Source organism: Aeromonas sp. 6P, from assembly GCF_051919525.1.
Classification (GTDB): Bacteria; Pseudomonadota; Gammaproteobacteria; order Enterobacterales; family Aeromonadaceae; genus Aeromonas; species Aeromonas veronii.
Genome location: NZ_JBQBEO010000002.1, coordinates 3,763,440 through 3,777,153, shown reverse-complemented (window position 1 = coordinate 3,777,153; position 13,714 = coordinate 3,763,440). Strand labels below are relative to the sequence as shown.

Genomic DNA, 13,714 nt, shown 5'->3' with positions numbered 1-13,714 from the left:
GGCAGTTGCATGATGGGGACTGCGGCCCCCGTCTCTGCTTCTCAGCCTCGCACAGTTAATCCGTATAGCTAATCCGTATCTTATTGATTCATCTAAAGGTGAACTGCTGATAGCCATGTTCGTGCCCCATCCCGCCCGAGTGCTATCTGTGGATGCAACCCGTCTCTCTTTTTGATTTATCGGAAGGTGAACTGCTGATGTTGGTCGTAAACAATCCCGTCGTTCTGCGTGAGCAGATAAGCCAATGGCGCCGTGAAGGGCGTGCCATCGCATTCGTGCCCACCATGGGCAATCTGCATCAGGGCCACCTGACGCTGGTGAAAGAGGCGCACAGCCACGCCGAGAAGGTGGTGGTCAGCATCTTCGTCAACCCGATGCAGTTCGACAAGGCCGAGGATCTTGCCAACTACCCGCGCACTCTGGAGCAGGATTGCGCAGCGCTGGAAGCGGCTGGGGTCGATATGGTGTTCACCCCGACCCCGGAGATCATGTATCCGCAGGGGCTGGCCAGCCAGACCTTCGTCGAGGTGCCGGGTCTCTCCAATCTGCTGGAGGGGGCGCTGCGCCCGGGTCACTTCCGTGGTGTCAGTACCGTCGTCACCAAGCTGTTCAATCTGGTACAGCCGGATGTGGCCTGCTTTGGCCAGAAGGATTACCAGCAGTTGGCGCTTATTCGCAAGATGGTGGCCGACATGGCGATGCCCATCGAGATCGTCGGCGTGCCCACCGTGCGGGCCGAAGACGGGCTGGCACTCTCTTCCCGCAACGGCTACTTGACTGCCGCCGAGCGGGCCATCGCCCCCGAGCTGGCGCGCACCATGAACTGGATCGCCGAGCAGATTGAAGCGGGTGACCACCACCTGCCCTCCTTGGTGGCGCAGGCCAGCCAGCGCCTCGACAACGCCGGTTTCCGTACCGATGCCATCGACATCGTCGATGCCGCCACCCTCGAGTCTGCCACTGACGAGAGCGCGCAGCTGGTGATCCTGATGGCTGCTTATCTTGGCAAGGCCCGCCTTATCGACAATCAAGTGGTCACGCTGCAGCAAGCCTGAGCCCGCCACAACCAGGAGGATCCCATGTCCAAGAAGGTTTACTGCATTGCCCAATTCCTGCCCAAACCCGGTCAGGAGCAAGCCCTGTTTCAGGTGCTGCAGGCACTCGAGCCCAATACCCTGCGTGAGGATGGTTGCTTGCAATATCGGGTGACCCGCCACATCGCGAGCCCCTTTGCCGAGGGGGAGAGTTTCCCCATCGTGTTCAACGAGATTTGGCAAGATATGGCGGCTTTCGAAGCCCACTGCCAGCGTGCCGAGATCACCGCGTTCTTCGAGCGTTACTGTCTGGCGGAAGATGGTTTGGCCGCGAAGTGGAATGTCTGCGTCTATAGCGACGAACCTGAACAGTACGACGCCCCCGTAAAGAAGTAATTACCCCGAATGCCAGCGGACGCCCTCTCGGGCGTCCGCTGCTTTTTCACGCCTGCACTCTCCTGCATTCCGGCGTTTTGTTCTGCGGCCCAGCCCGCATTTCCCTTCGTTTCTATCCACTTTCGGCCTGATGGCCGCTACAGGTATTCATGATGTTTGTCCTGATTGCATCGCTTGTTTTCTGTCTGCTCTGTTTTGCTCTCACCCGGTTGCCTACCGGGTTGCCGCTCTCGCGCAAGGTGCTTGCGGGTCTGCTGCTTGGTGCCCTGTTCGGACTGGCGCTGCAACTGGGCTGGGGCGCCGATGATGCCGGCGTTCAGCAGACCCTGGAGTGGGTCAATATCGTCGGCGGTGGCTATGTCAGCCTGCTCAAGGTGGTGATGATGCCGCTGGTGTTCACCTCCATCCTCTCCGCCATCAACAAGCTGGAGCAGGCCCAGTCTCTCGGCAAGATCAGCGCCGTGCTGATCGGCTCCATGCTGATGCTTGTGATGATCGCCGGTCTGGTGGGGATGACCATCACCCACCTGAGCGGTCTCACCGCAGCCGGGCTGCTGAGCCATGGTAGCGGCAGCGCCACCCTGCAACAGAGCATGAGCACCATCGACGGTGCCCAGACCCTGCCGGCCCTGCTGCTCTCGCTGGTGCCCACCAACTTTGCCGCCGATATGGCGGGTAGTCGCGGTCTCTCGGTGATCGGCGTGGTGATCTTCACCGTGTTGGCCGGGGTTGCCCTGCTGCAGTTGAAGGCGGAGCATCCAGAGGCTGGTGCTCGCGCCGCCGTGGCCATCGACACCCTGCAACTGTGGGTGATGAAGATGGTGCGGGTGGTGATTGCACTCACCCCCTATGGCGTGATGGCGCTGATCGCCCGGGTGGTGGCTCACTATCCCCTGAGCGAGATCCTCAGCCTGCTCGGCTTTATCCTGGTCTGCTACGTCGCCATTCTGGCGATGTTTGCGGTGCACATGGTGATCCTGCTGCTGATCGGCCAGAACCCGTTGCACTACCTGTGGGAAGTGTGGGGCGTGCTTACCTTCGCTTTTGTCTCCCGCAGCAGCGCCGCCTCCATTCCGCTCAGCATCGAGACCCAGCAGCGCCTTGGGGTGCCCGCCAGCATCGCCAACTTTGCCGCCTCGTTCGGTGCCAATCTGGGCCAGAACGGTTGCGCCGGCATCTATCCGGCCATGATGGTGGCGATGATCGCCCCCATGCTCGGCATCAACCCCTTTGATCCCCTGTTTCTGCTGACTCTGCTGCCGGTCATTGCGCTGGGCTCCATCGGGGTGGCTGGCGTTGGCGGCGGAGGCACTTTCGCCGCGCTGATCGTGCTCTCCACCCTCAACTTCCCCATCGCGCTGGTGGGGGTGATGATCGCCATCGAGCCACTGGTGGATATGGGCCGCACCGCTCTCAACGTCAACGGCTCCATCATGGCGGCGATGATCACCAAGCGGTTGCTGGGCAAGCAACAGCTGGCCAACGTGGAGACGGTGCAGACGCAGGCCGCCAGTTAACTCCGAGTGTTGCCCAATATGAAAGAAGCCCGCAGTTGCGGGCTTCTTTCATATCGGCTGTGTTGCCTTGTGGGCAGACGCGGTTACTCGGCAGAGACGGGGTAACCGGCTCCTTTCCAGGCGAAGATGCCGCCCGGCACCCGATAGACTTGCTGATAGCCCTGAGTCACCGCCCAGGCGGCTGCGTTGTGGCTGCGGCCGCACTTGACGAAGCCGCAGTAGATCACCACCGGGCGGGACTTGTCTTCACCCAGCAGCGCCTGGAACTGCTCCGCCGTGCCGCTCCCCTCGACGATTTCGCTCCAGTTGTCGCCGGACTTGGCCTCCTTCACGAAGACAAAGTTCTTGGCGCCCGGGATGTGCTCTTTCTTGTAGGAGTCCTCATAGGGCATGGTGTCGATGATCACCAGCTCCTCACCCTTGTCCATCCGGGTTTTCAGCTCGGCTACGGTCAGCAGCTGATAGCCCCCCTGCTGCGCCTCCTGTGCCAGTTGCACTGCCGACTGCTCCAGCTTCACCTCCTGCTCGAACTGGTTATCGCCACAGCCACCGAGGGCAAAGCTGGCGGCGATCAGCGAGGCCAGCAGGGTGCGGGATCGCAATGTCATCATGTCACTACTCCTTTAGAACGGGAAAAACGGGGCGGGAAGTTAGCAGCAGGGCGCCCGCAAGCGTCAGTAGCAGCAGATCCCGCACAATGGCCTCCGGCAACGAGCTGAGATCAGCCCTGCCCAGACAGCCGCAAGAGATGTCGAGCCCGATGGCAACGCCATAGCCCAACACCGGAATAAACAGGGCGAGCAGCCCGATCACCAGCCACAGTCCCCAGCGCCGGTTGGCGATGACCGCAAGCCCTGCGCAGAGCTCCAGCGCGATCAGCCCCCAGGCCACTGGCGGGATTAGTGACGGCCAGATCAGCCCGAAGGCCGCGATCTGTTCGACAAACAGGGCGGGGGAGACCAGCTTGAACCCGGCCGAGGCGAGGAAGAATCCCCCCAGTGCCAGATTGGCCAGCATGCGCAGATAAACAGCCATGGGATAGATCTTTATCATCCATGACTCCGACTGCCAGCCACAGGCGTTTGCTTCGCCATGTCCGGGCTATCGGCCGGATAGCGGGCCAGCTCCTGATAGTCGCCGTCCGCTTCGCAGCGAAAGACGGCAGCGGTTTCACCGCTCTGGCACCACTGCTGCCACTCGTCTGGCGGGCAGTGGAGGCGAATGGCGAGGCCACAGCCGGCACTGAGCAGGCGCGGCACGTCGCAGACCCGAAACGACAGGTCGTGTTGCTCCAGCCGCTTGCGCATCCTGATCGTGCCGAGAGTGGAGTGGAACAGGTAGAGAAACTCCTGATTCATGATTTGCCTCCCGTGCTGGCGCGCGCGCCGAACAGGGCAGCCCCCAGCGCACCGGCAAACTGGGCATCCGGGTGGGTGGCCACGTCGCAGCCCAACCCTTCGGCCAGATAGTGGCGGAAGGTGGCGCAGTGGCTGACGCCGCCGGTAAAGAGCACTGTCGGTCGGGCGCCGAGGCGGCCGATAAAGTTGGCACTGCGCCGGGCCATGGAGCGGACGATACCGGCCAGGATTGACTCGGCCGGAATGCCCGCCGAGCGCAGGCTGATCGCCTCCGATTCGGCAAACACGGTACACATGCTGCTGATGTCGTGGGGCTCGGCCCCTTGCAGCAGTTCGTCAAGCTGCTCGACCCGAGCTCCCAGAGTGCGGGTGATCACCTCGAGAAAGCGACCGGTGCCGGCGGCGCACTTGTCGTTCATCAGAAAATCGGTGAGGTTGCCGTCGCTATCGAGCTGGATCACCTTGCTGTCCTGCCCGCCGATGTCGATGACGGTGTGTACCGACGGGCAGAGCAGGCGAGCCCCCAGCCCATGGCAGGAGATCTCGGTAACCCGGCGATCGGCGAACGACGCCAGATCGCGGCCATAACCGGTCAGGGTCAGGTGGGGGCGCTCTGGCAAATCGGCCGAAAGTTCGGTCCAGCCTTGCTCGATGGCGGCCAGCGGACGAAAGGGGGTCGGCACCAGAAAACGGCGGACGATACGCCCGCCATCCCGGCTGTCGAACAGGATCCCCTTGGTCGCGGTGGAGCCCGAGTCAATCCCGATGGAGAGTGACACGGCGCCTCCTTACAGCATCTCGATAAAGGCGGCCAGCCGGGTGGCCAGTTGTCCCTTGTCGGCGCTGGAGTAGTCGGTCTCGACTGCCATGTAGGGGATGCCGTGGCGTTCGCGCACATGGCGCTTGATGGCGAGCGACTCCACCGCATAGGTGTGGCAAGCCTGCAGGATCACATCGATCACTCCGTCCGCCTGATACTCCTCCACCATCTGGCTCAGCAGATTCATGCGCTGGTGGTTGGGGGAGATGCAGGAGCAGCCGATGGCCAGATACTTGTCGGTCAGCGCATCGAACGGATCGCCCTCCTCGCTGACGCACTGCTCGGTCGCCTTGGCGCCGGTGCAGTTCTCGTAACCCACCACCCAGCCGCCGTGCTCCTCGATGAGACGCACCACCTTGTCGGCCGCGCCGCCGATGGGGCAGCCGGTGATGAGGATGCGCGGGCGGGCATCGAGCCGCTTGCCCTCGGCATACTCGACCTTGATGCGGCGGGTCATCTCCTGCAGCTCGCTGATGAGCAGCTCCTTGTCGAAGCGGAAGGTGGCGCCATAGACCACCTTGAGCAGGTCGGTGCCGCTCAGCGCCGGCGGGTTGAGCTGGCCCAGCCGGTAGAAATTGGCCAGCGCGCGGCGTTCGCGGTTTTTCAGCACGATGGCGTCTCGCAATGCCTGCTCGCTGATGGGCTTGCCGAACTGCTGCTCCAGCAACTCCTTGAAGCGGACGATTTCGCTGCGCCACAGGTTGCGGGAGGCTTCGTCATCGGCGCGGTTGGGCAACTGCATCACATGCACCGGTTTGAACTCGGCCATGTACTCGTACATCTTCTTCTTGCCGTCGCAGGTGGTTTCCCCCACCACCAGATCGGAGAAGTAGAAGTAGGGGCACTTGTCGGTCTTGCCAAAACCGTAGCTGCTCTTGATGAGCGGGCAGAGGTTGCGGGGCAGATCTTTCTCGGCCTCCTCGATGGTCTCGTCGCTGGTGGAGCAGAGCGATACCACCACGGCGCCGGCGGCTATCGCCACCTCCTGCGGCATAAAGGTACAGTAGGTACCGACCAGGGGGATCTGTCGCTCCTTGAGTGCCATTACAGCCAGAAAGCCCTGACGACGGGCATCTGAAAAACTATCGAATATGGCTGGCAACTCGGTGATAAGTGACATAGGCGATCCTGCCCTGATGAGAGAAATGAAGAGACGGACGAGCCATCCGTGACGGCACATCCAACCGCGAGAATTATACCTTTGGGGGTAATTCGAAAATTGCGGTGGATCACAAGGTGTCAGGTAAATCCTTAATGACAGGCAGGTTATTGAGAAGGGGGCTAGCAGGTTGAAGGGGCTACAGGGGGAATAAAAAACGGGCACCGCGAGGTGCCCGTTTTGGCAATCAGTGGCGCAGCCCGGTGCCGCGGGAGATAAGCCACCAGGCGATGCCGTAGAGGGCCACGATAAAGCCGATGATGATGAGGTAGGCGGTTCCGAGCGGCACGTCGGAGATACCGAGGAAACCGTAACGGAACGCGTTTACCATGTAGATGATGGGGTTCACTTGGGAGACACCCTGCCAGAAGGGGGGCAGCAGGCTGATGGAGTAGAACACTCCACCCAGATAGGTGAGCGGCGTCAGCACGAAGGTGGGGATGATGCTGATGTCGTCGAAGGTCTTGGCAAACACCGCGTTGATAAGGCCACCCAGCGAGAAGAGGATGGCGGTCAGCAGCACGGTGAAGCAGACGCTGAACAGGTGGTGGATCTGCAGCGGCACGAAGAACAGCGACACCAGGGTGACGATAAGGCCGACGCAGAGGCCGCGTGCCACGCCCCCGCCCACGTAACCGGCGATGATGACGTAGTTGGGCACCGGTGCGACCAGCATCTCCTCGATATTGCGCTGGAACTTGGCGCTGAAGAAGGAGGAGGCGACGTTGGAGTAGGAGTTTGTGATCACCGACATCATGATGAGGCCGGGCACGATGAACTCCATGTAGGTGAAACCGCCCATGTCACCGATGCGCGAACCGATCAGGTTGCCGAAGATGACGAAGTAGAGGCTCATGGTGATGGCCGGTGGCACCAGGGTCTGGATCCAGATCCGGGTAAAGCGGCTCACCTCTTTGGCCAGAATGCTCTTGAAGGCGATGTAGTAGATGGCCAGATTCATGCTTTTCTCCCCTCTTCGACCAGATTGACGAACAGCTCTTCCAGCCGGTTGGCCTTGTTGCGCATGCTCACGACCTGCACCTGCTGCTTCGACAGTTGCTCGAACAGGCTATTGAGTGACTGGCTCTTGTCGAGATCCACCTCAAGGGTACGTTCATCCTGCATGCGGCCGTTGAACTCTGGCACCTCAGGTACGGCAGAACCTGGCGCAAGGTCGAGCAGGAAGGTCTCGCGACCCAGCTTGCCCAGCAGATTCTTCATGCTGGTGTTCTCGATCAGCCGACCCTTGTCGATGATGCCGATGTTGCGGCAGAGCATCTCGGCCTCTTCCAGATAGTGGGTGGTGAGAATAATGGTGACGCCCTGCTCGTTGAGATCCTTGAGGAAGGTCCACATGGAGCGGCGGATCTCGATATCGACCCCGGCGGTCGGTTCATCGAGGATCAGGAGTTTGGGCTCGTGCATCAGGGCGCGGGCGATCATCAGACGGCGCTTCATGCCGCCGGAGAGAGTACGGGCAGGCATGTCGCGCTTCTCCCACAGATCGAGCTGGCGCAGGTACTTCTCGGCGCGGATCTTGGCTTCCGCCTTGGGCACGCCGTAGAAACCGGCCTGATGGGTGACAATCTGGATCACCTTCTCGAACTGGCTGAAGTTGAACTCCTGCGGCACCAGTCCGAGCTGAGCCTTGGCCTGTTCCAGATCGCTGTCGATGTCGTAGCCAAATACCTTCACCTTTCCGGCGCTCTTGTTTACCAGCGAGCTGATGACGCCGATGGTGGTGGACTTGCCCGCGCCGTTCGGGCCGAGCAGGGCGAAGAAATCCCCCTGCCTGACGGTAAGATCGATGCCTTTAAGGGCTTCGACGCCCCCCTGATAGGTCTTTTTCAGGCCGCTGATTTCCAGTGCGTTCATTGCAACCTCTGTGATGGTTGAATCCGGCTCGATACAGAAAAGGCGGCCAAGGCCGCCTGCACAGAGTAAAGGGCGCAAGGCCGCTTCACCCGTGATATTCCTGAACCTGGCTTACTCCTGGGGTACCACTTTGCCGATAAACGGCAGGTTGCGGTACTTCTGGGCGTAGTCGATGCCACAGCCGACCACGAATTCGTCCGGAATGGCGAAGCCAATCCAGTCGACCGGCACCTGCACTTCGCGGCGGGAGGGTTTGTCCAGCAGGGTGCAGATGGCCAGGGATTTCGGCTCGCGCAGGGAGAGGATCTCGCGCACCTTGTTGAGTGTGTAACCGGTGTCGATGATGTCTTCCACGATCACCACATCCTTGCCCTTGATGTCATCGTCCAGGTCTTTGAGGATGCGGACGTCACGGGTGCTGTGCATGCCGGAGCCGTAGCTGGAGGCGGTCATGAAGTCCAAGGTGATGGGCAGCTGGCACTGGCGGCAGAGGTCGGCCAGGAAGATGCAGGAACCGCGCAGCAGCGCAATCATCACGACTTCGTCAGAACCCTGATAGCGGGCGGTGATCTCTTCACCCAATTTGGCGATCCGGGCGGCTACTTCAGCCTCGGAGATCATCACCTCGACGGTGTGTTTCATCACTTACTCCCATAAGGCCAAAGGGGATTTGGCCGTTCATGAATATCAAAACCGATGATTCTACCACTCATGTTGAAGGGTGCTAGAGATACGTGGTGCTTTTATCGGCTTATTTTAATTGATAGAGTTAGCAGGCACTCAGGCATGATTAGTTAAAATACTATAAACACCATAATCAATAACTATTAGATGATAAAAACTATGGAACCACGCGCAGAAATAAGACGTCGTACCCGGCTGTCGCCGGAAGCTCGTCGCTCCCAATTGATGGAATGTGCCATCGAGGTGTTCTCCCGTCGCGGCATTGGCCGTGCAGGTCACGCCGAGATAGCCGAACAGGCCAAGGTCTCTGTGGCTACCGTCTTCAACTATTTCAACACCCGCGAGGAGTTGGTAGATGAGGTGCTGGCCGAGATCGAACGCTTTGTGAACCAGATGCTGTCGCAGGCATACGGTGACCAGGGCTCTATTTTCGACAAGATCCAGCGTCATGTACGCCTCTCTGTCGATGCCGCCTACGATCAACCGGATTATGCCGGTATCTGGCTGGAGTGGAGCTCATCGGTTCGGGAAGAGGTATGGCCCCGCTATACCCGGCTGCTCGATCAGTGCCTTGAGCTGATCGCCAGCGAGCTGCAAACCGCCATGGATGCAGGGGAGATCACCAGCGTGCTGTCAGCACAGGATCTGGCCCGCTCTCTGACCGGTTTTGGCTATGTGATGATGCAGATGATCAATCAACCTCAGCGCCCGGCGCGCCAAGAGGTGACTGATTTCCTGTTCAAGTACGTGACGGCGCCAATTCAGGCTCGCTAACACGGCTTAACGAAAAAACGGCGTCACTCATTGAGTGGCGCCGTTTTTTTATGGCCGGATATGGCGGTCACCTCACTGGTGGCCATAGCCCCAGCGGTGGGTCAGCTCATGCTCGACACCCAGATGATCTAGGATGCGGGCAACCATAAAGTCCACCAGATCGGCGATGCTTTTCGGCTCATGATAGAAACCGGGCGCAGCGGGCATGATGGTCACTCCGAGCCGTGCCAGTTTCAGCATGTTCTCCAGATGGATCGCCGAGAAGGGGGTTTCGCGGGGCACCAGGATCAGCTGGCCGCGCTCCTTGATCACCACATCCGCTGCCCGCTCCAGCAGGTTGTCCGAGGTGCCGTTGGCAATGGCCGAGACGGTACCCATGGAACAGGGGCAGACCACCATCTGTTTGGGCGCGGCCGAGCCGGAGGCCACCGGTGAGAACCACTCCTCCTTGCCGCAGGCGACAATCTGCCCCTCCTTGGCGCCATATTGGCGACAGAGATAAGCAGAGAGCTCTTTCGGCGAGCCGGGCCAATCCTGTTGTTGCTCGGTCTTGAGTACCACACGAGCCGCCGATGAGGCGAGCAGGTAGACCCGATAGTCCGCCTGCACCAGACACTGGAGCAGGCGCAGGGCGTAGGGTGCGCCGGAGGCGCCGGTCAGCGCCAGGGTGATCGCTTTGTTCATAGTTCGCCGTGGTAATCCTTGAGGCGGGCGATCAGCTTGTCATGAATGCCGCCGAAGCCGCCGTTGCTCATGATCAGAATATGGTCGCCATCGCGGCTCTCGGCCACCAACCGGTTGATCAGGGTCTCCAGATCGTTGAATACCTTGGCCGGTCGGGTCATATGGGCCGTCACCTCGCCGAGATCCCAGCCGATGTTGGGCGGCTGGAAGAAGAACACCTCGTCGGCACCATCGAAACAGCCAGCCAGCTCCTCCTTGTGAACCCCCAGCTTCATGGTGTTGGAGCGAGGCTCCAGCACCGCCAGAATACGTGAGCTGCCTACCTTGGCGCGCAGGCCGCCGAGGGTGGTCTCGATGGCTGTGGGGTGGTGGGCAAAGTCGTCATAGACGCTGATGCCCGCCACCTCACCCTTGAGCTCCATCCGCCGTTTGGGGGATTTGAACTGGCAGAGGGCGGCGATGCCATGCTCCACCATCACGCCAGCGTGGCGGGCGGCAGCGATGGCCATCAGACCGTTGTTGACGTTGTGTTCGCCAATGCACTCCCAGTGCACCTCGCCCTGTTTTTCGCCATCCAGCCACACCTCGAAGGCGGAGCCGTCACCGGCCAGCTTGACCGCCTTCCACTTGGCGTCGTCCTGACCTACCAGCTCCACTTCGCTCCAGCAACCCATCTTGCGTACGGCGGTGAGGTTGTCATCGGCTTGCGGGAACAGCACCCGGCCGTTGCTCGGCACGGTGCGCATCAGGTGGTGGAACTGGCGCTGGATGGCGGCGAGATCCGGGAAGATGTCCGCGTGGTCGAACTCCAGGTTGTTCATCACCAGGGTGCGCGGATGGTAGTGGACGAACTTGGAGCGTTTGTCGAAGAAGGCGCAGTCATACTCGTCTGCTTCGATGACGAAGAAGGGGGCAGAGCCGAGACGGGCGGAGACCGGGAAGTTGCCCGGCACGCCGCCAATAAGGAAACCGGGTTCCAGTTTGGCATACTCCAGCACCCAGGCCAGCATGCTGGCGGTGGTGGTTTTGCCATGGGTACCGGCAACGGCTAGCACCCAGCGATCTTGCAGCACGTGATCCAGCAGCCACTGGGGGCCGGAGATATAGGGCAGATTACGGTCCAGCACATATTCAACACAGGGGTTGCCGCGGCTCATGGCGTTGCCGATCACCACCAGATCCGGCGCCGGATCGAGTTGGGAGGGGTCATAGCCTTCGGTCAGTTCGATGCCCTGTTGCTCGAGCTGGGTACTCATGGGGGGATAGACGTTGGCATCCGAACCGGTCACCCGGTAACCAAGCTGTTTTGCCAACACCGCCAGACCACCCATAAAGGTGCCGCAGATCCCGAGAATGTGAATATGCATACCGCTTCCTTTCGCAGTAAAGGGAAGTGCGCATTCTAGGGGGTGTTGCGGTGGTGGCACAAGCCGCACTCATGGTGAGCGGCCCACAGATGCAGCACCGAAGGCAGAAATCTTGGCGCTGTTGGGGGGGGGGAGGCTTGAATGGATTTTTGGGTTTTATTTGAAGCTTGATATTATGTCGCACTTTCTTACAATTCTTCGGTTTTGTGACGCACTTTACAGTTTTACGATATCGCCCTTTTCCAAAGGAGAGTCCCCATGGGCAAGTTCCTGCTTTGCTATCTGGTCGGTGGTCTGGTGGCCATCAGTTGGGCTGCGCTGCCCGCTCATGGTCCTTGGGATCAGTGGGACCTCGCGATTTTTCATACCGTTAACGGCTGGCTCGGCCAGTCGGCTCTGTGGGCCGATCTGGTGGCCATCACCAATAACCGGCTGTTCGATCTGGCGGTGTTGGCCTGTATGGGGCTGATCCTGGCCCGCTGCTTCGTCGCCCGGGATTTGGCGGGGCGTCGCCAACTGGTGGCGATGGGTATAGTGATGCTGCTGAGTGCGTTAGTGATCAACCAGCTTGGTCACCGATTGCCGGTGGAGCGACCCAGCCCGACCCTGATGGTGGCCGATGCGCTTCGGCTGACCCAGATCAGCGGTATTCCGACCAAGGACTCTTCCGGTGACAGCTTCCCCGGGGATCACGCCCTGTTCCTGATGATCTTCGCCGGCTACGCCTTGCGCTATCTGCCGCGCTGGGCGGGAGTCACCGCATTGCTGATGGTGCCGATCTTTTCCGCGCCGCGCATTCTGGCTGGGGCTCACTGGTTTACCGATGTCTACGTCGGCGCGCTGGGGCTGGCGACCCTCTGCCTGCCCTGGTTGCTGCTGACCCCGCTGACGGATCGGCTGATAGAGCGCATCGCCCCCCGATTGGCCCGTGTGCCGCTGCTGCGCAGTCAGACCCACTGATTGAACGTCGCAAAATAAAACGCCCCGACATGAAAATGTCGGGGCGTTTTGTTATCTACCCGGATAGATCAGCCTTGATAGCCGTTCGGGTTGTTGCGTTGCCAGCGCCAGGTATCGACCATCATCTGCTCCAGACCGCGCTCTGCCTGCCAGCCCAGCTCGGCACGGGCCAGCGTCGGCTCTGCCCAGCACTCGGCGATGTCGCCCGGGCGACGGGGTTTGATCTGGTAGGGAATGGGTCGGCCGCTGGCCGCTTCAAACGCCTTGACCATCTCCAGTACCGAGTAGCCTTGACCTGTGCCCAGGTTGTAGGTGAAGACGCCGGTGTCGCTCTTGATGCGTGCCAGTGCTTTCAGGTGACCGATGGCGAGATCCACCACATGGATGTAGTCACGTACGCCGGTTCCATCCGGGGTCGGGTAGTCGTTGCCAAATACCCCCAGCTCCTTGAGCTTGCCCACGCCGACCTGACTGATATAGGGCAGCAGGTTGTTGGGGATACCGTTGGGATCTTCACCGATCAGGCCGCTCTCGTGGGCGCCGACCGGGTTGAAGTAACGCAGCAGTACGATGGCCCAGCGGGGATCGGATTTGGCGAGATCACGGAGGATCTCCTCCACCATCAGCTTGGAGCGACCATAGGGGTTGGTTGCGCTGGTGGGGAAATCTTCCCGCAGCGGCACCGAGGCGGGATCGCCATAGACGGTAGCCGAGGAGCTGAATACCAGGCGGAAAACCCCGGCCCTGGCCATCTCTTCGCACAGCACCAGAGTGCCGCTGATGTTGTTCTGGTAGTAGGTGAGCGGGATCTGGCTCGACTCCCCGACCGCCTTGAGACCGGCGAAGTGGATGACCGATTCGATCTGGTGGTTGGCGAACAGCTGCTGCAGGCAGGCTCTGTCCAGCACATCCCCTTCGATGAAGGTGACCGGCTTGCCGGTGATCTGCTCGACCCGCTTGAGTGACTCCGGTGAGGAGTTGGAGAGGTTGTCGAGCACCACGACCTGCTGCCCGGCGCTAAGCAGCTCAACCAGGGTGTGGGAGCCGATATAGCCGGCGCCCCCTGTAACCAGTATTGTCATTTTT

The 13,714-nt window shown here is 60.5% G+C and carries 16 protein-coding genes; 5 read left to right on the top strand and 11 right to left on the bottom strand.

All coding sequences use genetic code 11. The features are described 5' to 3' along the window. Window positions 1–197: 197 nt before the first annotated feature. The 3 genes from panC (at window position 198) to ACTG2J_RS17370 (ending at window position 2,947) form a co-directional block, all read left to right on the top strand. Entirely contained in the window at window positions 198–1,055 is an 858-nt protein-coding gene (panC, locus tag ACTG2J_RS17380) for a pantoate--beta-alanine ligase (protein WP_005335639.1), read from the top strand. Between the two features lie 24 nt (window positions 1,056–1,079). Then, complete coding sequence (locus ACTG2J_RS17375) at window positions 1,080–1,430, top strand: putative quinol monooxygenase (RefSeq protein ID WP_047437807.1); 351 nt, start codon at window positions 1,080–1,082, stop codon at window positions 1,428–1,430. Between the two features lie 152 nt (window positions 1,431–1,582). Continuing rightward, window positions 1,583–2,947 (top strand): cation:dicarboxylate symporter family transporter, encoded by a 1,365-nt coding sequence (locus tag ACTG2J_RS17370; RefSeq protein ID WP_439997925.1) that lies wholly within the window; start codon window positions 1,583–1,585, stop codon window positions 2,945–2,947. A gap of 83 nt (window positions 2,948–3,030) precedes the next feature. Here the strand turns inward: ACTG2J_RS17370 and ACTG2J_RS17365 are convergent, their stop codons facing one another. The 8 genes from ACTG2J_RS17365 to hpt all read right to left on the bottom strand — a co-directional run bounded on the left by ACTG2J_RS17365 (window position 3,031) and on the right by hpt (window position 8,801). Continuing rightward, window positions 3,031–3,558, bottom strand: a complete 528-nt coding sequence (locus ACTG2J_RS17365) for a rhodanese-like domain-containing protein (RefSeq protein WP_047437813.1) — start codon at window positions 3,556–3,558, stop codon at window positions 3,031–3,033. A gap of 4 nt (window positions 3,559–3,562) precedes the next feature. After that, window positions 3,563–3,982: a MauE/DoxX family redox-associated membrane protein gene (locus ACTG2J_RS17360; protein ID WP_439997718.1), complete on the bottom strand. Its 420-nt coding sequence runs from the start codon at window positions 3,980–3,982 to the stop codon at window positions 3,563–3,565. Between the two features lie 14 nt (window positions 3,983–3,996). Beyond that, entirely contained in the window at window positions 3,997–4,305 is a 309-nt protein-coding gene (locus tag ACTG2J_RS17355) for a DUF3343 domain-containing protein (protein WP_113739791.1), read from the bottom strand. After that, window positions 4,302–5,084, bottom strand: a complete 783-nt coding sequence (locus ACTG2J_RS17350) for an acyl-CoA dehydratase activase (RefSeq protein ID WP_113739790.1) — start codon at window positions 5,082–5,084, stop codon at window positions 4,302–4,304. Before ACTG2J_RS17350 ends, ACTG2J_RS17355 begins: the two co-directional genes overlap by 4 nt. Before the next feature lie 9 nt (window positions 5,085–5,093). Next, a complete protein-coding gene (locus ACTG2J_RS17345; RefSeq protein WP_113739789.1) occupies window positions 5,094–6,245 on the bottom strand; it encodes a double-cubane-cluster-containing anaerobic reductase in 1,152 nt (383 codons plus the stop codon). Window positions 6,246–6,471: 226 nt separating this feature from the next. After that, the gene (locus ACTG2J_RS17340; RefSeq protein WP_019445351.1) at window positions 6,472–7,245 is read right to left on the bottom strand and encodes an ABC transporter permease; all 774 of its coding nucleotides are present in this window, start codon (window positions 7,243–7,245) and stop codon (window positions 6,472–6,474) included. After that, window positions 7,242–8,159, bottom strand: a complete 918-nt coding sequence (locus tag ACTG2J_RS17335; RefSeq protein WP_042052377.1) for an ABC transporter ATP-binding protein — start codon at window positions 8,157–8,159, stop codon at window positions 7,242–7,244. Before ACTG2J_RS17335 ends, ACTG2J_RS17340 begins: the two co-directional genes overlap by 4 nt. Window positions 8,160–8,270: 111 nt before the next feature. Next, window positions 8,271–8,801: a hypoxanthine phosphoribosyltransferase gene (gene hpt, locus ACTG2J_RS17330; RefSeq protein WP_005335618.1), complete on the bottom strand. Its 531-nt coding sequence runs from the start codon at window positions 8,799–8,801 to the stop codon at window positions 8,271–8,273. 201 nt (window positions 8,802–9,002) lie between these two features. Between hpt and ACTG2J_RS17325 the strand changes: the two genes are divergently transcribed. Then, a complete protein-coding gene (locus ACTG2J_RS17325; protein WP_005362858.1) occupies window positions 9,003–9,617 on the top strand; it encodes a TetR/AcrR family transcriptional regulator in 615 nt (204 codons plus the stop codon). Between the two features lie 72 nt (window positions 9,618–9,689). Here ACTG2J_RS17325 and ACTG2J_RS17320 read toward each other — a convergent pair whose 3' ends face one another. Both ACTG2J_RS17320 and mpl read right to left on the bottom strand, forming a co-directional pair. Continuing rightward, complete coding sequence (locus ACTG2J_RS17320) at window positions 9,690–10,301, bottom strand: flavin prenyltransferase UbiX (protein ID WP_042052375.1); 612 nt, start codon at window positions 10,299–10,301, stop codon at window positions 9,690–9,692. Continuing rightward, complete coding sequence (gene mpl / locus ACTG2J_RS17315; RefSeq protein ID WP_439997717.1) at window positions 10,298–11,668, bottom strand: UDP-N-acetylmuramate:L-alanyl-gamma-D-glutamyl-meso-diaminopimelate ligase; 1,371 nt, start codon at window positions 11,666–11,668, stop codon at window positions 10,298–10,300. The genes ACTG2J_RS17320 and mpl overlap by 4 nt, the downstream gene beginning before the upstream one ends. Window positions 11,669–11,926: 258 nt before the next feature. On the opposite strand from mpl, the gene ACTG2J_RS17310 reads away from it, so the two are divergent. After that, a complete protein-coding gene (locus ACTG2J_RS17310) occupies window positions 11,927–12,628 on the top strand; it encodes a phosphatase PAP2 family protein (RefSeq protein ID WP_439997715.1) in 702 nt (233 codons plus the stop codon). A gap of 68 nt (window positions 12,629–12,696) precedes the next feature. Here ACTG2J_RS17310 and galE read toward each other — a convergent pair whose 3' ends face one another. Next, window positions 12,697–13,710, bottom strand: a complete 1,014-nt coding sequence (galE, locus tag ACTG2J_RS17305) for a UDP-glucose 4-epimerase GalE (protein WP_439997713.1) — start codon at window positions 13,708–13,710, stop codon at window positions 12,697–12,699. Window positions 13,711–13,714 lie beyond the last annotated feature (4 nt).

Bases quoted from the DNA above. Each gene is read 5' to 3' on its own strand.
- panC (WP_005335639.1), top strand. From the start codon at position 198: ATGTTGGTCGTAAACAATCCCGTCGTTCTGCGTGAGCAGATAAGCCAA.
- ACTG2J_RS17375 (WP_047437807.1), top strand. From the start codon at position 1,080: ATGTCCAAGAAGGTTTACTGCATTGCCCAATTCCTGCCCAAACCCGGT.
- ACTG2J_RS17370 (WP_439997925.1), top strand. From the start codon at position 1,583: ATGTTTGTCCTGATTGCATCGCTTGTTTTCTGTCTGCTCTGTTTTGCT.
- ACTG2J_RS17365 (WP_047437813.1), bottom strand. From the start codon at position 3,558: ATGATGACATTGCGATCCCGCACCCTGCTGGCCTCGCTGATCGCCGCC.
- ACTG2J_RS17360 (WP_439997718.1), bottom strand. From the start codon at position 3,982: ATGGCTGTTTATCTGCGCATGCTGGCCAATCTGGCACTGGGGGGATTC.
- ACTG2J_RS17355 (WP_113739791.1), bottom strand. From the start codon at position 4,305: ATGAATCAGGAGTTTCTCTACCTGTTCCACTCCACTCTCGGCACGATC.
- ACTG2J_RS17345 (WP_113739789.1), bottom strand. From the start codon at position 6,245: ATGTCACTTATCACCGAGTTGCCAGCCATATTCGATAGTTTTTCAGAT.
- ACTG2J_RS17340 (WP_019445351.1), bottom strand. From the start codon at position 7,245: ATGAATCTGGCCATCTACTACATCGCCTTCAAGAGCATTCTGGCCAAA.
- ACTG2J_RS17335 (WP_042052377.1), bottom strand. From the start codon at position 8,159: ATGAACGCACTGGAAATCAGCGGCCTGAAAAAGACCTATCAGGGGGGC.
- hpt (WP_005335618.1), bottom strand. From the start codon at position 8,801: ATGAAACACACCGTCGAGGTGATGATCTCCGAGGCTGAAGTAGCCGCC.
- ACTG2J_RS17325 (WP_005362858.1), top strand. From the start codon at position 9,003: ATGGAACCACGCGCAGAAATAAGACGTCGTACCCGGCTGTCGCCGGAA.
- ACTG2J_RS17320 (WP_042052375.1), bottom strand. From the start codon at position 10,301: ATGAACAAAGCGATCACCCTGGCGCTGACCGGCGCCTCCGGCGCACCC.
- mpl (WP_439997717.1), bottom strand. From the start codon at position 11,668: ATGCATATTCACATTCTCGGGATCTGCGGCACCTTTATGGGTGGTCTG.
- ACTG2J_RS17310 (WP_439997715.1), top strand. From the start codon at position 11,927: ATGGGCAAGTTCCTGCTTTGCTATCTGGTCGGTGGTCTGGTGGCCATC.
- galE (WP_439997713.1), bottom strand. From the start codon at position 13,710: ATGACAATACTGGTTACAGGGGGCGCCGGCTATATCGGCTCCCACACC.